Origin of the sequence: Pseudoalteromonas sp. SM9913, from assembly GCF_000184065.1 — a bacterium.
GTDB lineage: Bacteria > Pseudomonadota > Gammaproteobacteria > Enterobacterales > Alteromonadaceae > Pseudoalteromonas > Pseudoalteromonas tetraodonis.
This window is the reverse complement of the sequence record NC_014800.1, coordinates 564,707-585,929: the sequence shown is the minus strand read 5'-3', so window position 1 is coordinate 585,929 and position 21,223 is coordinate 564,707. Positions and strand designations below refer to the sequence as shown.

At 39.7% G+C, this 21,223-nt stretch carries 18 protein-coding genes; 4 read left to right on the top strand and 14 right to left on the bottom strand.

Annotation, left to right across the window (positions count from 1 at the left end; genetic code table 11):
* The 7 genes from PSM_RS17780 to PSM_RS17750 form a co-directional block, all read right to left on the bottom strand.
* Positions 1-429, bottom strand: coding sequence for a nuclear transport factor 2 family protein (locus PSM_RS17780; protein WP_013463257.1), 429 nt, complete (start codon positions 427-429; stop codon positions 1-3).
* 1 nt (position 430) lies between these two features.
* Entirely contained in the window at positions 431-1,825 is a 1,395-nt protein-coding gene (gene phrB / locus PSM_RS17775) for a deoxyribodipyrimidine photo-lyase (RefSeq protein WP_013463256.1), read from the bottom strand.
* Positions 1,825-2,778, bottom strand: coding sequence for a YbgA family protein (locus PSM_RS17770; protein ID WP_013463255.1), 954 nt, complete (start codon positions 2,776-2,778; stop codon positions 1,825-1,827). Before PSM_RS17770 ends, phrB begins: the two co-directional genes overlap by 1 nt.
* Positions 2,779-2,786: 8 nt before the next feature.
* Positions 2,787-3,452, bottom strand: coding sequence for a ChrR family anti-sigma-E factor (locus PSM_RS17765; RefSeq protein ID WP_013463254.1), 666 nt, complete (start codon positions 3,450-3,452; stop codon positions 2,787-2,789).
* Positions 3,445-4,068: a sigma-70 family RNA polymerase sigma factor gene (locus PSM_RS17760; protein ID WP_013463253.1), complete on the bottom strand. Its 624-nt coding sequence runs from the start codon at positions 4,066-4,068 to the stop codon at positions 3,445-3,447. The genes PSM_RS17765 and PSM_RS17760 overlap by 8 nt, the downstream gene beginning before the upstream one ends.
* A gap of 70 nt (positions 4,069-4,138) precedes the next feature.
* Complete coding sequence (locus tag PSM_RS17755; RefSeq protein ID WP_036950068.1) at positions 4,139-4,717, bottom strand: LON peptidase substrate-binding domain-containing protein; 579 nt, start codon at positions 4,715-4,717, stop codon at positions 4,139-4,141.
* A 228-nt stretch (positions 4,718-4,945) separates the two neighbouring features.
* Complete coding sequence (locus tag PSM_RS17750; protein WP_013463251.1) at positions 4,946-5,224, bottom strand: hypothetical protein; 279 nt, start codon at positions 5,222-5,224, stop codon at positions 4,946-4,948.
* Between the two features lie 297 nt (positions 5,225-5,521).
* Here PSM_RS17750 and trhA point away from each other — a divergent pair, with 297 nt between their 5' ends.
* Positions 5,522-6,151: a PAQR family membrane homeostasis protein TrhA gene (trhA, locus tag PSM_RS17745; RefSeq protein WP_013463250.1), complete on the top strand. Its 630-nt coding sequence runs from the start codon at positions 5,522-5,524 to the stop codon at positions 6,149-6,151.
* Between the two features lie 203 nt (positions 6,152-6,354).
* Positions 6,355-9,384, top strand: a complete 3,030-nt coding sequence (locus tag PSM_RS17740; RefSeq protein ID WP_174961916.1) for a bifunctional diguanylate cyclase/phosphodiesterase — start codon at positions 6,355-6,357, stop codon at positions 9,382-9,384.
* A gap of 1 nt (position 9,385) precedes the next feature.
* Here the strand turns inward: PSM_RS17740 and PSM_RS17735 are convergent, their stop codons facing one another.
* Positions 9,386-9,691 carry an MGMT family protein gene (locus PSM_RS17735; RefSeq protein ID WP_013463248.1) on the bottom strand — a complete coding sequence of 102 codons (306 nt, stop codon included), beginning with the start codon at positions 9,689-9,691 and terminating at the stop codon, positions 9,386-9,388.
* Positions 9,681-10,583: a LysR family transcriptional regulator gene (locus PSM_RS17730; protein ID WP_013463247.1), complete on the bottom strand. Its 903-nt coding sequence runs from the start codon at positions 10,581-10,583 to the stop codon at positions 9,681-9,683. Before PSM_RS17730 ends, PSM_RS17735 begins: the two co-directional genes overlap by 11 nt.
* Positions 10,584-10,705: 122 nt before the next feature.
* On the opposite strand from PSM_RS17730, the gene PSM_RS17725 reads away from it, so the two are divergent.
* Positions 10,706-11,788: an efflux RND transporter periplasmic adaptor subunit gene (locus PSM_RS17725; RefSeq protein ID WP_013463246.1), complete on the top strand. Its 1,083-nt coding sequence runs from the start codon at positions 10,706-10,708 to the stop codon at positions 11,786-11,788.
* 2 nt (positions 11,789-11,790) lie between these two features.
* Entirely contained in the window at positions 11,791-14,856 is a 3,066-nt protein-coding gene (locus PSM_RS17720) for an efflux RND transporter permease subunit (protein ID WP_013463245.1), read from the top strand.
* 57 nt (positions 14,857-14,913) lie between these two features.
* Here PSM_RS17720 and rluF read toward each other — a convergent pair whose 3' ends face one another.
* The 5 genes from rluF to glgC form a co-directional block, all read right to left on the bottom strand.
* Positions 14,914-15,903 (bottom strand): 23S rRNA pseudouridine(2604) synthase RluF, encoded by a 990-nt coding sequence (rluF, locus tag PSM_RS17715; RefSeq protein ID WP_013463244.1) that lies wholly within the window; start codon positions 15,901-15,903, stop codon positions 14,914-14,916.
* Positions 15,904-15,946: 43 nt separating this feature from the next.
* Positions 15,947-17,032 carry a DUF418 domain-containing protein gene (locus PSM_RS17710; RefSeq protein WP_013463243.1) on the bottom strand — a complete coding sequence of 362 codons (1,086 nt, stop codon included), beginning with the start codon at positions 17,030-17,032 and terminating at the stop codon, positions 15,947-15,949.
* A gap of 27 nt (positions 17,033-17,059) precedes the next feature.
* Entirely contained in the window at positions 17,060-18,274 is a 1,215-nt protein-coding gene (locus PSM_RS17705; protein WP_013463242.1) for an EAL and HDOD domain-containing protein, read from the bottom strand.
* An 83-nt stretch (positions 18,275-18,357) separates the two neighbouring features.
* Positions 18,358-19,890, bottom strand: a complete 1,533-nt coding sequence (locus PSM_RS17700; protein ID WP_013463241.1) for a glycogen synthase — start codon at positions 19,888-19,890, stop codon at positions 18,358-18,360.
* 58 nt (positions 19,891-19,948) lie between these two features.
* On the bottom strand, positions 19,949-21,223 hold the full coding sequence (glgC, locus tag PSM_RS17695; RefSeq protein WP_013463240.1) for a glucose-1-phosphate adenylyltransferase: 1,275 nt from the start codon (positions 21,221-21,223) through the stop codon (positions 19,949-19,951).

The following is a 21,223-nucleotide window of genomic DNA, read 5'->3' as shown; positions in this document are numbered from 1 at the left end:
TTAACCAGCCCTTTTATCAATAAAATTAATGATATTACCTAGTAATGGGATATGCTTGTATAACAGCTCACCAGCATTAAAGTAATCTCGATGTTTTACAATTTTGTCGCCTTCAAATACCAACTTGCTGTGCCCTTGCACTGTGATTGTTTTACCGGCATTCAGTTTTGGATGAGAGTAATACATTGTCCAATACACAAATGCGTTATTATCGTTGGTAAATGAATCGGTTATGTCAAATCGACAATCCTTAACATTACTGTATAAACCACAAAAATAACGCCTTAAATCTTCTAGACCATTAATTTCGTGCAGCGGATCTATAAATTGTATATTTTTTGCGTAAATTTCGGTTAATAACTCAAGGTTATTTTTATCAAGCTTTTGATATATTTCTACAAATTTATCGACTGATAATTGGTTATCCATATCACACCTTAAATGCATCTAAAGCCCTAGCTCGTGCTGCTTTATGATCAACAATTGCCGGCCAGTAACAGTGTTCACTTTGCCCCGTTGCTGCTAAATAGGTATGAGGAAAATGAATGTGTTTATCTGGGACTTTTTCTAATTCAGGCAGATATTTACGAATAAATTGACCACTTGGATCAAAGCGTTCACTTTGAGTAATAGGGTTAAACACTCTAAAATAAGGCTGTGCATCACAGCCTGTACTTGCCGCCCATTGCCAGCCGCCATTATTCGAGGCTAAATCACCATCAATAAGGTGCTGCATAAAAAACTGCTCGCCCTTACGCCAGTCGATTAAAAGATGTTTAGTTAAGAAACTTGCCACTACCATTCGCAAACGGTTGTGCATCCAACCAGTTTGCAATAGCTGTTGCATGGCAGCATCAACAAGTGGATAGCCAGTGCGGCCTTCACACCAAAGCTTAAACTCAGCCTCATTATCACGCCAAGCAACACTATCGTACTTTTCGTTGAAATTAGCACCGCGCGATAATTTAGGAAATTCGGCAATGAGGTGTTTATAAAATTCACGCCAAATCAGCTCGTTCACCCACGTAAAGGTTTTACTTTTTGAGGTAGTCAAAATATCTGGATACTGCTGTTGTATGTTGACCATTAACTGCTTACTGCTAACAACCCCTAATGCTAAATATGGGCTTAAACCCGATGTTCCTTTTACACTAGGTATATCGCGTACATCATCATAACTTGCTAATTTATCATGGATAAAATTATCGACCACACTCGCTAAGGTGTCGTCATCAACCGGCCATTTCTTTGAACTGTCATCACTGCTGAGTAATTCACACGATTCAATATCAATAGGGTTTGAAGATAATGGCCACGACACCAAGCTAAAGTGAGTATCTTGATACTGTTTTAACCACGCCCGCTTAAAAGGCGTAAACACTTTATACATTTCATTGTTTTGAGTGCGTACACTGCCAACAGGTGCAATGATGTCACCTTCGTATAAAGTAAATGTTATTTGCTGTTGATCGCATTGCGCTTGAATCGCTTTATCTCTATTAAACTCATTAAGCTCATATTCTTTATTGGCTATTATGTGTTTAATCTCATACTGCTGACAAAAATCGAGAAGCTTAGTTTGGCAGTCTGTGAAATAAGGAGCCTCTATCACGTGTAAATTAATGCCATACTCAGCTAATTTTTCACGTATGTAACTGACTCTGCGTTTTAGTAAATCAATTTGAATTGGGGCAGTGTTATGCTGTGCCCATTGTTTTTCGCACACAAAAAAAATGGTGTGTTTAGCACCATTATTTAACGCTTCAATAAGCGCTTCGTTTGAAAAAAGGCGCAAATCACGCCTAAACCAAAATAGTGTATTCATTACAAACCGTAACGTAACTTTAATTCATTAGGATAAGGGTTAAAGTATATTTGCTTGCTTAAATATTCATTAGGATGAACCTTTAAATGATGCTTAAGTAAGGTTAGTGGTACATAAAGCGGTACCAACCCTTGGCGATATTCGTCTATTGCATCTCGCATTTCTTCTTTTTCGATTTTCGATAAATCTCTTTTGAAGTAACCTTGCAAGTGCATTAAAGTATTTGAATTGTTTTTTCTTGACGCAGGACGTTTCAACGCGGTCATTAAACCGAGAATATACTCATCGGCTAATGCGTTTATATCATCACCTAAATAAGTACCAAGCAAGTGGCCTAAGTCACGGTAAGCTTGATAGTTATGAGCCATCAACAAGTATTTGTATTGCGCGTGAAACTGAGTTAACCGATGAACTGTAATAGGTTCTTTCACCAACTGCTGCCAGTTATATAATGTATAAACACGCATAACAAAATTTTCGCGTAAATGAACGTCGTTCAAGCGACCGTTTTCTTCACAGGGCAGTAATGGGTTGTGTTTCATGATTTGTTCTGCAAAAAAACCAATCCCTTCAGAGGTGTTACCGGTTCCTGCTTCATTGTAAATTTTAACGCGCTCCATGCCGCAACTCGGGCTTTTAGCACAAAAAACAAACCCACTTAAATGACCGGCTTGCTCTGTGGCTATTTTTTTGCCGTATTCTGTTAGCTGAGGGCCAACATCACCTGTACCATCTGGACGACACACTTTAATAGTATCAGCAGTTCTTACTTGACGAATTGTCGGGCGCGGTATAGGTAAGCCAACCGCAACCTCAGGACAATACATTTTATATTCAACATGTTTTGCCAGCTCTTCCATACAAAAGTTAGATTTTTTGTGGCCGCTGTCAAATCTTACCTTTTCGCCTGCTAAGCAGGCGCTAATACCTATTTTTATTGTATCTGTTTGCATAGATTCTCTTAATAAATCAAGCTGCCAATTGGATTAAGCAACTTGCTAAGTCCTTTATTGAAATGTAGCGCACTACTGACTACAGTAAAGCACAAACATCCCTCTTTTGTTAAAGGAGTATGTTGATGACGGCCATCTTGCCAAATAAAATCACCTGGTACATAACTGCCTTCTTCATCTGTAAATTCGCCATCAAGAAGTAGCGTAACTTCAAAACCTGTATGTGTATGCTCAGGAATTTCACCGCCTGCGTCTATGTGCAATAAACTCGAGCGCAAATGCCCATCGTCAAGCGCTATACGTGAACGAGCAAGCTTACCTACTTGTGTAAATTTGCTATGAGAAATACGTGTTAATGCTCTTGGTAAGCTGTAATTATAGTCATTCACTTCAATAGTGACAGGTTCAACGGCATAAACTTCATCAATCGAATCGTCTGACGTGATTAATTCAAGCAACCCTGAGTCCGCTATATCGTCGCTTTGCTCATCGTTATTAACATTCATGTTGTCACTAAACACTGCTTTTGCATTACTTGCCTCGAGTTTTTCAACCTCAGCTTGGCATATTGGGCACATATCTACATGAATAGATACGGCTAAGCTTAGTGATGCGGGAAGTGTTGCTGCACAGTATTGTGTCAGTAGTGTTTCACTCGGGTGATGTTTAATCATGCTGATCTCCCATTTCATTACGTAATTTCTGCAAGGCTAAACGTAATCGTGATTTTACCGTGCCTACTGGAATGTTTAATTGTTGAGCAAGCTGCTCTTGCGACATATCTTGAAAGTAAACACCGCGTACCACTTCTCTTTGTGCTTGTGGCAGTTTATCTAGGTAGCGCTTAATTTGTTTATCTTCAAGGTGGTCACTGTATTCGTGATGTGTATCTTCTGATTCATTCAATAACGGCCAGATGTCTTCGCTGATATTTTCTTCTTTGTTACTTTTCATTTTTCGAAGCATATCAAAGGACGCATTACGCATTACCGTATAAACCCACGTAGTGGCTGCGCCTTTGTCGCTGTTGTACAAATGCGCTTTTCGCCACACTGAAGTGAGCGTTTCTTGCACCAACTCCATTGCTTGGGCTTCTACACCAAACTGCTTAATGCCAAAGCGTTTGATCTTTGGTGCAAAATATTCAAACAAGTACGCGAAAGATTTTTTATCGCGAGATTGGGCTACATTAACTAATGCTTCCCTGAGTTCCGTACTTGGCGTTTCTGGCATGGCAGTATACTTACCTGTGTTAGGTTCACAACGTAATGTTTGTTGTTGACTTACCATAGTAAAATGTCCCGTTATAGCTTTTGTAAGTAGCATTACGAGCTAAGATTATAAGTGGATCAAAATTATTTTAGGCAAATTCGTTATTAATCACAGTATGGAGGAAATTCAGCAAGTTATCAAAATTAGTTTCAAATGCAAGTTGTTGTTTTTTCTCAATAGAAATAGGGAGAAGCTCAAGCCATCTGGCAACAACCCAAGTAAGTTGATTAAACTGGGTATGTTTATAAAGAGACTGTAGCTGTGGGTTATTAGAGAATACTTCTTCTAGTGCCACTTGAAGTAGTTGATGTTCACCAATGTCATGGTTACTGCTGTTGTACCAATAAGGTGTATTGCACGCAGAGACCTCGCCATGGCGTAACTCCTGTTCGTCTTGGTACACGTTATCTAGTTGCACACTTTTTGATGCAAAAACATCAATCAACAGCATACCGCTTTCGTCTTGGTCGAAATCAATAATATCCATTAAACACCCTTGGGCGCTTATATTAAATGGTGTGTCGTGTTCGAAGGTGCAAAGTACAAAACCGCTGTTTGTTTTTAATGCGTTTTTAACCATCGTCAAATAACGAGGCTCAAATATACGTAATCGCGTATAGCCTTCAGGTAATATAAAAATCGGTAATGGGAAAATCGCACGTTTCATAAAGTCTACTTCTTTCAAACACTCTGCCTTTATTTACGTGCGCTCTATTGAAGTCGATCAGCTTTAGTTACATCGATTGTTTTACCGTGTAAGTGCATTCGCTAATTAAACCTCGTTCCCACATTTTTTATCATGTAAACGATGTAATATATACTCAGTACACTTGCCACTGGCGCCAACATCAGGGCTAACAATTCGAACTCGCTGTTCATCACTTATTCCCTATTTTTATTGCTTTTGTTGTGTTTTTACTACAAGTTGCTTTTCATCAATGCCACTATTATCAACAACTGGATTGGTTTGTAGTAAACCATCTAAAATAGCTTGGGCATCAAAAGAAACGGCTTCTTTTACTGACTGTTCAAGTTCATGGGTTGCTTGTGATACATAAGTTGTCACCGTTTTAGTCAACATATCTGTAATATCTAAATCGACCTCTGTTGCATGTACTTGAGATGAACCTAATAAAAGTAAACTAGCCAGTGTCATGTTAATTGAAGTTTTCATAATGTTATTCCTTGTTTGTTTATTGGTTAATACACCTAGATACAATCAAGGGCTGTGCCATAAAGAAAAAAATCAATAAACCTTTGTTTTATAAAGATATAAAATAAAAAGGTTAAGATTTATAAAATATGGGTTAGTTAATTTAACTAACAATTTAAAAAATATAACCAAATAATAGTGTATTTTTTAACATACTTTAATCCATAAACTGGCAGCACCATGTCAATCAATTCTAAATTGATAATTTCAGCGCACACTTGTACACTAAACGTTAATTTGTAAGTGGTAGGATCTGTTATGTCTGTTGAAGCGCCCTATTCTAAAAAAGAAGAGCTATTAAATGTTGTTAGCCATGCTTTAGGGATTTTATTTGCTGCATTTGTAATTTGGGATTTATTTAAACAAGCTAACTCTGTAAAAGGTTACGCCAGCACAGTCGTTTATGGCAGCAGCTTATTTATTTTATTTTTGTCCTCTACACTTTATCACGCCAGTGTTCGTCCTAAATTAAGAGCGTTTTATAAAAAATGTGACCACTGTGCTATTTACATGCTTATTGCTGGCACATATACCCCTTTTTTATTACTCTCTTTATCTGGGGTTTGGTCTTGGGCTACCTTGGTATTTATTTGGACAGTAGCTTTAGCCGGTGTTGCTTATAAACTGCTTGTTAAAAATGGCAATAAAAAAGTGTCACTCGCTACCTATTTATTAATGGGCTGGTTTGCACTGGCAATTATATACCCACTTTACTCAAACTTACCTATCAACGCACTATACTGGCTACTTACTGGTGGTTTATTTTATAGCGTGGGTACATTGTTTTACAGCGCTAAAAACACTCAATATAGCCACGCTATTTGGCATCTTTTTGTCATTGGCGGTTGTGTAAGTCATTATATTGCCATTACTCACTATGTGTATTAACTAAATACACATAGTGCCTTCCTAGCTAATCTCACAATGTAGCCTATTATTTTACTCAAGCTTTAGTAAATCACGGTGGTTATTTTAAAGTATAATTAAATCTCCCTAATGCTTTAGATGACTGTTTGCTATACTGTTTCAGGAACTTAAAACGCCATTGTTCTAAATGGACGCGGCTTAAACAACGCTAGGTGTTATTTACATTGTCACCATCTAATACTCGACCACAGATACTGAGCTTGTTTATAAAAGCAAGACTGGTGTTGATCACATTGTTAATCTCAACGCTTGCATCTGTGTATTCAATCTCCTTACTTGATCAATACATTTATCAGCAAAAGCAAAACTCTATTAGAAAGGTGGCGGGTAGCTACGTTAACCATATTAGAAATAACCTTAACCAAGCACTTTCTGCAGCCTACCCAATTGCGGCATTAATTCGTACCCAAAATGGCGAGACTAAAGGCTTTGAAGAACTCGCTTCTGAAATGTTAAGTCTTTATCCAGGTCTTGACGCCTTACAACTTCATAAAAACGGTATTCTTACACACGTTGTTCCACTTAAAGGCAATGAAAGTGCTATCGGTAATAATGTTTTAGAGAACCCACTGCGAACGCAAGAGGCATTTTTAGCCAAAAAAACAGGTAAATTAACCCTTGCTGGCCCTTTTGAATTATTTCAAGGTGGTATGGGTGCAGCGGCTAGGCTGCCTGTGTATCTAGATACCTCACAAGGAAACCAGTTTTGGGGATTTGCCACTGCGCTTATTCGTTTTCCTGATATTCTTCAAGGCGTTAATTTAGCTCAACTGCCACAGGCAGGCATTGGTTATGAGCTTTCAAAAGTCATGCCCGATACAAATGATGTGCAAATCATTGCTACCTCAGACAACCAAATAACAAAAAATACGGTCGACTTTAACATACAAGTGCCAAACGGCGTTTGGGTATTTAAAGCCTACCCTATCATGGGCTGGCAAGACAATAGTATGCTGTTACTTGGTATTGCTATTGCGGTTGCGTTTACTTTTTTAACTACACTTTCATCTTATCTGATAACCCGATTAAGAGCGAGCCACCTAAAATTAGAAAAAAAAGTAGAGCAACGTACTCATGCATTACAAAATAACATTAAAGCACTAACTGATACCGAAAGACGACTTCTTTTAAGCCAAAAAGTGGGAGGAATTGCGACTTGGGAATGGGACATAAAAACCAATATAATCCGCTTTTCTGAACATGGTATAAGACTAATTACCGGCAATGTTAAACAATTAGAAATGACTAAAAATGAATACCTAGCCAGTATTCACCCAAATGATCGCGCCAATATAGTAAGCGATATAAATCAATGTATTGACGCTGCGAAAGAATATAACGTTGATCATCGTATTATTACTAAACGGGGTAACGTTCGTTGGTTTAATACTAAAGGGACTCTTGTTAGAGACAACTCTGGTAGCGCAATTACCATGCTGGGTGTCTCGGTTGATATTACTGAACGTAAATTATTTGAAGAAAAACTGCATTTATCCTCTCGGGTTTTTAGAGATACCCACGAAGGGATAATTATTACAAATGCGGATAAAGTTATTGTTGATGTCAATCCTGCCTTTTGTCATATAACCGGTTATAGCCATGATGAAGTTATAGGTCGCAATCCATCATTTTTAAATTCGGGCAAACAAACTGAGTCATTTTACAAAAACATATGGAAACAGCTCAGCCTATATGGTCATTGGCAAGGTGAAGTATGGAACTGCAAAAAAGACGGTGAACTGTATGCTGAACTACTCAATATTTCAGTTTTAAAAGACGACAACAACGTTACTTTTTACTTAGGAATTTTTACCGATATCACCCAAGCTAAACGCCAACAAGAGCAACTTAGCCGTATTGCACATTATGATTTATTAACTAACTTGCCAAACCGCGTATTGCTTGCCGATAGGCTCAGCCAAACCATGTTGCAATGCCGTCGCCATAACAATTCTCTGGCGGTGGTGTTTCTTGATTTAGATGGATTTAAGCATGTTAATGATTCTCATGGCCATGATATTGGCGATAAGTTATTAATTGCACTTTCAATCCGTTTAAAAGATGCACTTCGTGAAGGTGATAGCTTGGCCCGTATTGGTGGCGATGAATTCGTTGCTGTATTAACTAATTTAGGATCAGTTGCCGATTGCGTGCCCGTACTTGAGAGGCTTCTGGCCGCAGCAGCTAAACCTGTCACTGTTAACGATATTGTTTTGAATGTCTCTGCCAGTATTGGCGTAACAATATATCCAGAAGATAATTTAGATGCTAAACAACTGATGCGCCATGCCGATCAAGCCATGTATATTGCCAAACAAATGGGCAAAAATCGTTATCATTTATTTGATACGAGTCAAGGAGATACAGTTAAATTACAGCAAACCGGTATTTCACTTATCCGTGAAGCCTTAGCCAATAATTGGTTTGTACTTTATTATCAACCAAAAGTAGATATGCGAACGGGCAGTATGATTGGTGTTGAGGCATTAATACGCGTGCAACACCCAGAGCGCGGGTTGCTTAGCCCTATTGAATTTTTACCTGTAATTGAAAACAATGCGCTAATGATAGACGTTGGCGAATGGGTTATTAACGCTGCATTATCTCAAATTAACCACTGGCAAATTTTAACACCTAGTTTAAACATAAAAGTGAGCGTTAATGTTGCCGCAGTTCAATTACAGCAGCCTGAATTTACAGCGCGGCTAACTGAATTACTATTGGCACATCCACAGGTCGATGCTAGAAACCTAGAGCTAGAAGTACTGGAAACCAGTGCGCTTAACGATGTAGCCCACGTATCTAAAACCATGCAAGATTGTAAAGCTTTGGGCGTTGAGTTTTCATTAGATGACTTTGGTACGGGTTACTCCTCACTCACATACTTAAGGCGTTTACCTGCAAGCTTAATAAAGATAGATCAAAGCTTTGTTAGAGATATGCTTGAAGACTCGAACGATTTAGCAATTGTAAAAGGCGTTATTGCACTGGCTAATTCGTTTAAGCGAAGCGTTATAGCTGAAGGCGTAGAGACCCCTGAGCATGCAGCAACACTAATGCTACTTGGCTGTTATCTAGCACAAGGCTATGGTATTGCTAAGCCAATGAAAGCCGAAGATATTCCTATTTGGCTAGACGAATGGACCGCAGATGAAATTTGGGCTTTAACTGACTTACAAAAAATGGATAATTAGTTTATTGCCAGCGGTGTTTTGCCATATTGATTCGTTGATTGTTAAAAGTAACACCCTCAGAAAGTAGCTTTTCTCGTTGCGTTTGATACAGCGCACTCCCCTGTGCAAACGCTATTTTACCTTGGCTGTTAACCACTCTATGCCATGGGATAGTAGAATCTTTAGGCATCTCTTTTAATAATCGGCCAACTAGCCTTGCATTATTAGGATACCCTGCAAGCGCCGCTACTTGGCCATAACTGGCAACACACCCTGAGGGTATACTCGCAATAATAGTATAAATAACCGTTTCTTTATTAACGTCCATTATTGTTTAAGTACTCCTGACTGAGTAATTCAAATTGCTGCCAAATTTTACGGGCAACAGGACCATGGTGCATAGCATGTTGACGAAAAGCACGAATTTGCGCGCTAAACTGGTGCTCTCTGTCTGTTACTATTATTTGCTGTAATGAGCCCGCGGTAATTTCTTTTTTACAGTGGCCTAAGCTCATCATTGCCCATCCTGCACCTGACAATAAAAACGACTTTAGGGTAGATATGTCATCTATTTTCATCACCGCAGCCCCTTTAGAATAAGACAGCCTGTCGCTGTCTATGCTCAAGCCACTTTCAAACATCGCTAAACACGGGTAAAGTTGTAACTCATCGTAGGTAAGCTGCTTAGGTAAAATCCCTTTTGCGCCAACAATACCTATATCGAGCTTGCCTATCGGTAAGCTTTCTAAATCGCCTGTGGCATGAAATAAATCAAACCATGGGCCAATCCCAAGCTCGGCTTGGCCGGTATTCACTTGCTCTAAAGATACAAACCGTTTACCACTGGTTAAACGAAATTCTGTACTAGAAAAATGCTTAAAAGTATTACTTATGATCTCGTTATAACTTTGCACATGACAAATTTGCTCATAGCAAACTCTATATTGCGCTTCATTCCCCAGCGCCAGCTCGGTTGCAAGCTGTGTAAGCTGCTCATTCGCGTTTAAAAGCTGTTTAGCTTCACGATGAAAAATACGTCCTTTTTCGGTAAGTTGTAATCGGTATTTAGAACGGTCGAGTAGATCAAAACCTAATTTCGCCTCTAAGTTTTTAATCGCCAGTGTCAATGCAGGCTGAGTTTTATGTAACTTTAATGCAGCGCCACTTAAGCTCGCACTTTGCACAATAGCATCTAAAATTTGTAATTGATTAAGTTTCATAGTCAGCCCAGCACATTATAAGTAAAACTTATTGAGTTTCTAAAATTTAATGAATTTTATTTTATATGTTTGCAGCGTATGCTGCACTGACTTATTTAGCCTTTTTTTATCATGGAGATATCATGCCACTGTTTCGCTTATGTTTACTATCTGCGACATTACTAAGTTTAATAGGCTGCTCGGAGCCCGAGAAAATAGTTAAAGAAGAGCCGATTCGCCCTGTTAAATTATTTAGTATTGGTCATGATTCGCAAACAAACATACGCAGTTTTCCTGCGGAAGTCGTTGCAAACCAGGGCTCGTACCTGGCTTTTAGGGTCAATGGTGAGTTGGTTGAATTTCCTGTATTAGCCGGTGAGCAGGTAAAAAAAGGGCAACTATTGGCGAAATTAGACCCTGAAGATTTTCAATTACAATATAATGAGCGCAAAGCGCGCTATGAACTGGCTAAGTCGCAGCTAAAACGTATTAAACAACTATTTGATAAAAATATCACCAGTCAATCCGAGCTTGATCAAGCGGTTGCCAATGAACAAGTCGCTGAGTCAGCGTTTAAAATTGCAGAAACGAATTTAGAGTACAGCGAACTTCGCGCTCCTTTTGCTGGCATAGTAGCCAAAGTATTTGTAAAAAACTTTGAAAGTATTCAAGCAAAACAAAATGTTTTGCGCTTAGAAACCCGCGATTTTATGGATGTAGCAATACAGGTTCCTGAAAAAATCGTGGCACGTATTCAAAAAGATACCCAATATCAACCTATGGTTGAATTTGATGGCTATCACGACAAGCAATACAAACTCACGCTTAAAGAATGGGATACCCAAGCCGATCCTGCAACACTCACCTATAAAGTGGTGTTTTCATTACCGGTGCCAGAAGATTTTAACTTACTTGCGGGTATGTCGGGACAAGTGATGATAGATTTGAGCAAAGTTACACGCTCACAAACCCCCTACACTATTTTACCTATTGAGTCGGTATTTTCAGATCCTAATAAAAGCCTAAGCGATAATGCCTATGTGTGGGTTTTTAATCAGCAAACTGGCACTGTGCATAAACAAGCAGTACAAGTGGGTCAATTGCATCACGACACTATTGAAGTTCTTAGCGGCGTAAAAGAAGGCCAACAAATTGTCTCTGCTGGTGTTCACTCTTTACAAGAGGGCATGTCTGTTCGTCCTTGGAATAAAGAGCGAGGCTTATAATTATGGGCTTTGCGCAACTATCTATTGAGAAAAAAGTCATTAGCTGGATGTTTACGCTGTTGCTGTTAATTGGCGGCAGTGTATCTTATTTTGATTTAGGCCAGCTGGAAGACCCTGAATTCACTTTAAAAAAAGCCATGGTGATCACTTTATACCCGGGCGCCTCTCCACAGCAAGTCGAAGAAGAAGTCACATTTCCGATTGAAAATGCCATTCAACAGCTCCCCTATGTTGATTATGTCACCTCTATTTCATCCAATGGTAAATCACAAATTACCGTAGAAATGAAAAGCACCTATCGTAAACAAGAGCTTAGACAAATATGGGATGAAATGCGTCGTAAAATAAACGACCTTAGCCCGTCGCTGCCAAGTGGTGTTTACCCCAGTAATGTGATTGATGATTTTGCCGATGTTTACGGCGTTATGTTTGCCGTCACGGGCGATGGCTACTCGTATGATGAATTAAAAGACTATGTTGATTATTTAAAACGTGAACTTGTTTTAGTCAAAGGAGTGAGCAAAGTTACAATTGCGGGCCAACAGCAGCCACAAGTAATGGTTGAGGTATCGACGCAAAAGCTTGCCCAACTTGGTATTGCGCCTAGTCATATTTATGATTTACTGCAATCACAAAACACCGTATCTAACGCTGGACGTATTCGCGTGGGTGATGAGTCTATTCGCTTGCACCCTACTGGTGAATTTAAAGATGTAAAAGAACTTGAAACCTTATTAATTTCAAAATCAGGTGCCAGCGAACTCATTTATCTAGGCGATGTTGCAAAGGTTTACCGTGAATATGCTGAAGTACCGACCAATGTGATTCATTACAATCAACAACAGGCTCTGCTTATTGGTGTGTCGTTTATGTCTGGGGTCAATGTTGTTGATGTGGGTAAACACATAGATGAGCACTTAGCATCTCTTGAGTATCAACGCCCGCATGGTATTGATATTAGCTCAGTGTATAACCAACCTAAAGAAGTAGAGCAGTCGGTAGATGGCTTTATTGTTAGTTTAATAGAGGCCATTGCAATAGTTATTGTAGTACTACTTATTTTTATGGGCTTTAAAAGTGGGGTTTTAATCGGCGGTATATTATTACTGACCGTATTAGGCACCTTTATATTTATGAAACTGTTTGCGATTGACTTACAACGTATATCATTAGGTGCGCTAATTATTGCACTAGGTATGCTGGTCGATAACGCCATTGTTGTGACCGAAGGTATTCTCATCAACCTCAAGCGCGGACAAACAAAGCTTAAAGCGGCAGTTAATATTGTCGATCAAACTAAGTGGCCACTACTTGGCGCAACAGTTATTGCCATAACCGCTTTCGCACCGATTGGTTTAAGCTCAGATGCCAGTGGTGAATTTGCTGGTAGCTTATTTTGGGTGCTGTTTATTTCTTTGCTCTTGAGCTGGATCACCGCAATTACGCTCACGCCGTTTTTTGCCCACTTGATGTTTAAAGAAACCGAATTTAAACACGAACATAATCAAGAGCATGAAGACCCTTACCAAGGCATCATATTCAATGGTTATAAAGCGATATTAAATTTAGCTATGCGCTTTAGAAAAACAACCTTAGTCCTTATGGTTGCTCTTTTATGCAGCGCTGTAGTGGGGTTTGGTGCTGTGAAGCAATCATTTTTTCCAGCCTCGAATACCCCGATGTTTTATGTCGATTACTGGCAAGATCAAGGCGCTGATATTCGCGCAACCCTTGAGGGCATTAAGCAGCTAGAAGCTTATTTACAAAAGAATGAACTGGTCACAGAAATCACCAGTACGGTTGGCCAAGGTGCGCCGCGTTTTATGCTGACTTACGCGCCTGAAAAATCCTACCCTGCTTATGGACAGTTAATTATTCGTGTCACCAATCGTGAAGCCGTCGCAAAAGTCATGCAAAAAGTGCGCGATTACGCAAAGCAACATCCACTGTCAGCAAAGTTAAAAGTAAAACCAATGGAGATTGGCCCCTCAACTGATGCCAAAATAGAAGCGCGGTTCTCAGGCCCCGATCCGGTTGTTTTAAGACAGCTTTCATCACAGGCTAAAGAGATTATCGCTAAAGACGACGGTGCCTTTAACATTCGAGATGATTGGCGTGCACGCACTAAAATGATTCGTCCGCAATTTAATGAACAAAAAGCGCGCCGTTTGGGGATCACCAAATTTGATCTTGACCAAGTTCTGTTAACGAGCCTGTCGGGTAAGCAAGTGGGTGTGTATCGTGATGGTACGCAATTATTGCCTATTATTGCCCGTTCACCGGCAAGCGAGCGTTTAAATGTAGACAGTGTTCACGATTTACAAATTTATAGCCCTGTTTTACGCGTGTTTGTGCCGGTTACCCAAGTGGTTGATGAATTTATTGTTGAGTGGGAAGACAGCTTAATTATGCGTCGCGATCGTAAACGCACCATTACTGTGATGGCAGATCATGATGTTTTGGGTGATGAAACGCCTGCAAAATTATTTGCTCGGGTTCGCGCTGAGGTTGAAGCAATTGATTTACCCCGTGGCTATGAAATGCAATGGGGCGGCGAGTTCGAATCATCAAGCAAAGCGAAAAAGGCTATTTTTGGCTCGTTACCACTGGGCTATTTAGCAATGTTTGCAGTAACAGTATTACTGTTTAACTCAGTGAAAAAACCTTTGGTTATTTGGGCAACTGTACCGCTGGCTATTATTGGTGTTAGTGCAGGCTTATTAGTGATGAATGCGCCGTTTAGCTTTATGGCGCTACTGGGCTTATTAAGCTTAAGCGGCATGCTAATTAAAAACGGCATTGTACTGGTTGATCAAATAAACTTAGAACTGAGTGAAGGTAAATCGCCATATCAAGCAGTGTTTGACTCAGGCGTAAGCCGTGTACGCCCTGTAGCCATGGCCGCTATCACGACAATACTTGGCATGATCCCATTACTATTCGATGTATTTTTTCAGTCGATGGCGGTCACCATTATGTTTGGCTTAGGGTTTGCCACCATACTTACGCTAATTGTAGTGCCGGTTTTATACACTGTGGTATTTAGGATTGATTACCCCAAACAGTAGGCTAACAAAAAACGCAGCTAAGGCTGCGTTTTTATTTGCTTTTTTACACAAGCTTAATTACTTTTTTAAGCTTAACGTGCCACTGCTGCGGGTTTTGTTTCCTGTGGCAGTATTTGCTTTGTGAGTATTTGATTTACCCACATAAGTAGTAGAGCGTTTTTGGTAAGGGGTATTTCGACTATTTTTTTTAGCGTGCTTTTGTTGCTCGTCATTATTTTCACGACGTAGTTTCCCGCCCTGAAAATCACGCTTATGAGCAGATTTAGCGCCACTATTTTTATCTTGTTCAGTGTACTTGCGCTGTTCAGTATCATCATAAAGTGAGTGTTCTTGCGTTTTACCTGAATCAGCAATTGAATCGTTAATGACCGCCATTTCAGCGTCGCTTAAATGTCGCCACTGCCCTACTTTTAAGCCTTTGAGAGTTACGTTCATAATACGCACACGTTTTAGTGTAACCACTTCGTAACCTAAGTATTCACACATACGGCGAATTTGACGGTTTAAACCTTGGGTTAAAATAATGCTAAATTGCTGCGCACCAGTCTGAGTAACTTTACACTTTTTAGTCACGGTATCTAAAATAGGAATACCGTTCGCCATTTTATTTACAAACTGACGATTAAGTGGTTTGTCTACAGTTACCACATATTCTTTTTCGTGGTTATTGCCAGCTCGTAAGATTTTATTAACGATATCGCCTTCATTGGTTAAAAAAATCAGCCCTTCTGAGGGTCTGTCTAAACGACCAATCGGAAATATACGTTCAGGATAATTAACGGCTTTAACTATATTACTTTGAATTTTACGCTCTGTGGTACAGGTAATGCCCACAGGCTTATTATAAGCAATATACACACGTTTAGGTGGTGCTTTTAATTGTTTACCATCAACCAAAACTACATCTGATTGGGCAACTTTAACACCCATTTCTGGTAATTCGCCATTAACGGTAACACGACCTTGCTCAATATATTTATCGGCTTCGCGGCGAGAGCAAAACCCGGTTTCACTAATAAATTTATTTAAACGCTTCAAGTCTGTCATCAGGCAAATCTTCTTAAATATAAAGGCGCATAGTTTAAACTACTCAAGCTATTTTTTCGCGGTTAATTTTCGCTAATTTACGCCATAGGTATTCAAGCGGGCCTTGCTTAAAATACCGGCAATAAATAGCTGTAAATATAAGCTGTACAATCACTAAGCTAATGGCGAGCAGCCAATAATCGAGTCGATTAAAACCAAGCGTCCACTGCGGAAAAAACACTTTAAACAATAATAACTGCATAATGGTTTGGCTTATGTATAAAGTAAACGCTAAGCGTCCAACTTGTTGGATAAGCCCCCCTATGTGGGCGCTGTTGTCACAAAGTTTAACGATTAAATGAATATAAAGCAGTGCAACACATAAGGCAGCAAGTTCATTAACAGGCTCTTGTAAGGCATAACCAATACCTTGATTGTATGGCACTAACATTAACCTTAAGCTAATAAATAACGCACTTAATAGAATAAGCTTAATAAGCAGCGCCTTACTAAGCCCTTTACTAAACACACCGTATTTGTAAGCCAAAATACCAATTAGCATAAACCCAGCACTAGCCCACAATAATAAAATAGGCACAGCCAACAACATATAGGCGCTCATTGCTATATTTTGGCTAAAGTGAGCACCGATGCTTTGGTAGTAACTAGTGTATATTTCGTAGTACTCGGGGGAATCTCTGTATAAGGGCGTCTCATTAAGTCCTAACATAAATATGGCAATGGTCATTAAAGAAATAAAAGTAAAAAGCGCCGCTTTGTTTTTAAGCTCTTCATTCGTGTAATCTAAATAGCGCAATATAAATAAACCTGACACCCCATACAAAAACAAAATGTCGCCCGCCCACAATAAAAAACCATGTATTAAGCCAAACACAATTAGCCAATGTAATCGTTTTTTTAGTGGCTCAGTGCATTGGTATCGCTGATACTGAATATAAAGACCCGCACCAAACAGTAAAGTGAATAAAGTGCGAAACCGACCTTCAAAAAATATAAGGCTTAGTATGTTTAGAAACTGATCGCTAGGTGGTGGTGTTGTGAGTGGCGTATAATTAAGCTCGAAAATAGCGAAGGAAAAACAGTTAATAAACACCAGACCAAGTACGGCTATGCCCCTTATAAAGTCCATATTATAATTGCGCAAAGCATGAATTCCCTAAATATTATCTTTATAGCTATCGGCCCATTGTACCGCTTGTTTGTATAATTTTGGTAAAAAAGCACTGTCTAAATTAATCAGTAATACCGCTTTCTCAAGCGCCCACCAGCTTCCTGTTTCGTAGGCTTTGACTGTTTCAAGGATATAATATAAGTTATTTTTTTCACCAGTTAACGCTGCTTTTATATCTTCCGGGAATGGAAGTTTATCAACCAGCAAGTCCATTGGCTTGTCTAAAATAGCATCGAGCAGTGAAAAAAGCCCCGTTAAAAATGCTTCACCTTGAACCTGCTTAGCAACTTTAGCGGCTATTAATTCACAAAACCGTGCGCGAATAACGCACATCTGCATGAGCTCTATAGGCTTAGAGCGTGCTGTATGGGCAGTGACAATTAAACTAACAAACTTTTTTAAACGCGCTTGGCCGAGGTAAACTAACGCTTGTTTTAATGACGAAATTTGGCTTTGTAGCGGAAACACACCGCTATTTAATAAACGCAGTAACTTGTAGGCCAATGCCGCATCAAGCTCAAATAAACCGGTGATCACTTTAACATCAGGATCTGGCTTCATTACTTCCGAGTAAATGGCGATCACTAGGCCGTAATTATAGTGAATATCTTTTTGTTCTATCATCACTGGGCGCGCAAAATAATAACCTTGAAAATAATCAAAGCCCATTTTACGGGCCAATTTATATTCTTCATCGGTTTCTATTTTTTCGGCTAGTAGTTTAATATTTTTGTGCTTTTTAAGCTTATTAACCACCAGCGGAATTTCAGCAAGTGGAGTAAGGCGAATATCAAATTTAATTAAGTTGACCAGCTTTAAAAAGCGCTCCCACTGCGGCGTATAAACAAAATCATCAAGGGCTAATTTGTAGTTACTGTGAAATAGTTTGCGACATAGCTCGTAGGTATCGTCGGTGGGCTCTATGGTTTCAAGTAATTCAATGACAACATCTTTACAAGGTAAAAAATCACACAAATCAAGTTTTAACGACTCAGGGCCAATATTGATCAATGCTTTTTTACCCGAGGTAATGTGACGAGTACCTAGGTTAAGCTGGTTTTCCATGATAAGCCTCGCCGTTGCTTGACCATCAGATACACCAGGAAAGCAATTTTCAGGACTATCGCGAAATAGCAGTTCATAAGCAACTACATTTTGATTTCGATTTAGTATTGCTTGCCTTGCCACAAATACAGACACATTACCTACTTTATATTATTTCCACCAGACTAAGTAATTAAAGCGTAAATAAGAACGGATGTCACTGAACTTTATAAAATTTTTTAATATAAGTATGTTATATAATCAGTTACCACACTATCCCAACTAAATCGTGCATCAGCAGCTCGCCTTTTTATTGCTTGCCATTGCTTAGGGTTTGTTTGATATAGGCTAAGTGCCTCAGTTAAACTCTGCAAGAGTGCATCAGCTTGTGTACTTAGCGTATCGCCGTTAAAACAAAATCCACTGACATTATGCTCTACGGTATCTTTTAAACCTCCGACACTGTGCACTAAGCAAGGTTGGCCGGCTCGCATTGCGAGCATCTGGCTAATCCCACAGGGCTCAAAAGAACTCGGCATTAAAAATAAATCACCTAATTGATACATTAAATCGCCAACACCTTGCCCATAGCCTTTTAAAAACAAAAAGTTGTTATTACGTGCCATGGCGCAGGTAAAAAGGTGTTCAAGTTTACTATCGCCTGAGCCAAGTACAAGTAAACGCCCCTTAAATTGATTAATGATCTGACACACTGAATCAATAGTCAGGTCTTTGCTTTGTTGCTGGCAAAGTAACAATACTTTTTGCTCAGTGAGCCGCCCTACACTTGTTACAAGTGGCCCTTGCTTATCACACGCCATAAATTGTAAAACACGCTGATGGGCAATGTAGTGGCTGCTGTGTAATTGCGCGCTTTTTGCCATCCAACTAAACAAAGTCGATTCTATTTGCTCTAATAGCTGACTATAGGTTGCTTCATGTTCGTCTTGAATTGCGTAATCACAGCCGTTGAGTATGCCAATTAATTTGCCTTGCTCAGCCGCTTGTTGTAAATCTCGTTCAAGTCCTTCGCCACCAAAGAATCCGTGGGCGTCATTACTTGCTATTTGCACTTCTTGGCTATAACTCGGTGAAACCACATGTACTTTGTCGGCTAAATTAATGGCACTGCGCATAGGGTTAAAGCAATGCGGATAACGAGGGTCACATAATCGTTGCCCGTCGTAACTTAACGAGGGAAACCATGCTTCTAAGCTGGAATCATCCCCTTTAAAAGGACGAATTCCCTGCAAAGCTAAATTGTGCACCGTATATACCAAGCGCAGCTTAGCAAGCTTGCCATAACGAGGGTTAAATTTAAGTAACACGGCCACACAGGCAATGTGCCAATCATGCAAATGTAATGTGTTGGGTTGTGTTAATACGCCCTGTATCAGGGCTTCACAAATAGCGGCATTAAACAGTGCAAACTTGGTTGCATCGGTAGCAAATGGTCTATTATCGTTGTCGTTACAATACACACTCAATGATTGACTAAAAAGAGGATGACTTATAACTATTTGCCTCACTCCTTTTTGATTCTGTGGAATTTCAAACAAAGATAAAACGTGGGTCTCTGACTTAAATGCCACACTCACTTCACCAATAAAACAGCGCTCACCTAGTTCAAAACCATAATCAGGAATAACCACATCTACCGTCAGCCCCTGCGCCACTAACGCCTTTGGTACATCACGAATAACATCAGCAACACCACCAACTTTGGCATTAGGTAACGCATCATTCTCTGCAGCAACCATTAATACATGCATTAATTTACTCTTATAGTTTGCTGCAAGGCTTTCGCCTTGCTCTTTTAATTATTATTTATTAACGATGTGACTTATTGTCTAACTTCATCAGCATATCGCGGGTGACCAATACAATCCCTTTTTTTGATACCCGAAATCCATTGGCTTCATCGGTTTTACGATCAAAACCAATCTCTAATCCAGGTGGGATCTCACAGCTTCTATCTATAATTGCTCGCTTAATTTTACACCCTCGATTTACAATAGCACCGGGCAAAATAACCGACTCCTCAATGGTACAATATGAACGAATATGTACATTAGAAAATAATAATGATTTTCTCACTAACGAGCCGGAAACAATACACCCACCCGACACCGTTGAGTCAACCGCCATCCCTCGGCGATCATCATCATCAAAAATAAATTTGGCAGGAGGAAGTTGCTCTTGGTAAGTCCAAATTGGCCAAGTAGGATCGTACAAATCCAGTTGAGGCTCCGGCATAACTAGTTCCATATTTGCTTCCCAAAACGAATCTAGAGTTCCCACATCGCGCCAATAGGGTTGTCCTACTTGTGCGGGATCTCTAAACGGGTAGGCAAACACATTATGTTCTTCAATAATGGCAGGAATTATATCATGGCCAAAATCACGCCCTGAGCCCTCTGTTTGCGCATCTTTTTGTAGCTGCTCAAATAAAAACTCAGTATTAAATACATAATTTCCCATTGATGCTAAACAGGTGCCTGGTTTACCAGGCACTGAGCTGGGCTCGGCAGGTTTTTCGTCAAAACGACGTACACGACTTTCTTCATCAACCGTCATCACACCAAAGGTACCCGCAGCTTCTTCAACCGGTACTTCTAAACAGCATACCGTCATGTCGGCGCCATTTTCTACATGCTTTGCCAACAGCCCGCCATAATCCATACGATACACATGGTCGCCAGATAAAATCATCACATATTTAGGTAACTCATGGCGAATGATATCCATATTTTGAAATACCGCATCGGCAGTACCGCAATACCATTCATCACCATGGCGCTGTGACGCAGGTAATATTTCAACTGACTCACCTAATTCCTTTTTAAAATGCCCCCACGCACGATTTACATGGCGAATCAGTGAGTGTGATTTATATTGCGTTGCAATTCCGACACGTCTTACACCTGAGTTAATGCAATTTGATAGTGGAAAATCAATAATACGATGTTTACCACCAAAATAAACGGCGGGTTTAGCACGCCAGTCGGTTAGCTCATGCAAGCGAGAACCGCGACCTCCGGCAAGAATTAAAGCGTAGGTTTCTCTGGTTAAATTACTTATATAACGATTTGCATAACTGGGCAT

What these genes read in the sequence shown, in the direction of transcription:
- PSM_RS17755 (WP_036950068.1), bottom strand. Translation starts at nt 4,717, where the DNA reads ATGAAACGTGCGATTTTCCCATTACCGATTTTTATATTACCTGAAGGC.
- rluF (WP_013463244.1), bottom strand. Translation starts at nt 15,903, where the DNA reads ATGACAGACTTGAAGCGTTTAAATAAATTTATTAGTGAAACCGGGTTT.
- PSM_RS17730 (WP_013463247.1), bottom strand. Translation starts at nt 10,583, where the DNA reads ATGAAACTTAATCAATTACAAATTTTAGATGCTATTGTGCAAAGTGCG.
- PSM_RS17770 (WP_013463255.1), bottom strand. Translation starts at nt 2,778, where the DNA reads ATGCAAACAGATACAATAAAAATAGGTATTAGCGCCTGCTTAGCAGGC.
- PSM_RS17780 (WP_013463257.1), bottom strand. Translation starts at nt 429, where the DNA reads ATGGATAACCAATTATCAGTCGATAAATTTGTAGAAATATATCAAAAG.
- PSM_RS17750 (WP_013463251.1), bottom strand. Translation starts at nt 5,224, where the DNA reads ATGAAAACTTCAATTAACATGACACTGGCTAGTTTACTTTTATTAGGT.
- glgC (WP_013463240.1), bottom strand. Translation starts at nt 21,223, where the DNA reads ATGCCCAGTTATGCAAATCGTTATATAAGTAATTTAACCAGAGAAACC.
- PSM_RS17725 (WP_013463246.1), top strand. Translation starts at nt 10,706, where the DNA reads ATGCCACTGTTTCGCTTATGTTTACTATCTGCGACATTACTAAGTTTA.
- PSM_RS17720 (WP_013463245.1), top strand. Translation starts at nt 11,791, where the DNA reads ATGGGCTTTGCGCAACTATCTATTGAGAAAAAAGTCATTAGCTGGATG.
- PSM_RS17765 (WP_013463254.1), bottom strand. Translation starts at nt 3,452, where the DNA reads ATGATTAAACATCACCCGAGTGAAACACTACTGACACAATACTGTGCA.
- trhA (WP_013463250.1), top strand. Translation starts at nt 5,522, where the DNA reads ATGTCTGTTGAAGCGCCCTATTCTAAAAAAGAAGAGCTATTAAATGTT.
- PSM_RS17735 (WP_013463248.1), bottom strand. Translation starts at nt 9,691, where the DNA reads ATGGACGTTAATAAAGAAACGGTTATTTATACTATTATTGCGAGTATA.
- PSM_RS17760 (WP_013463253.1), bottom strand. Translation starts at nt 4,068, where the DNA reads ATGGTAAGTCAACAACAAACATTACGTTGTGAACCTAACACAGGTAAG.
- phrB (WP_013463256.1), bottom strand. Translation starts at nt 1,825, where the DNA reads ATGAATACACTATTTTGGTTTAGGCGTGATTTGCGCCTTTTTTCAAAC.
- PSM_RS17710 (WP_013463243.1), bottom strand. Translation starts at nt 17,032, where the DNA reads ATGGACTTTATAAGGGGCATAGCCGTACTTGGTCTGGTGTTTATTAAC.
- PSM_RS17700 (WP_013463241.1), bottom strand. Translation starts at nt 19,890, where the DNA reads ATGCATGTATTAATGGTTGCTGCAGAGAATGATGCGTTACCTAATGCC.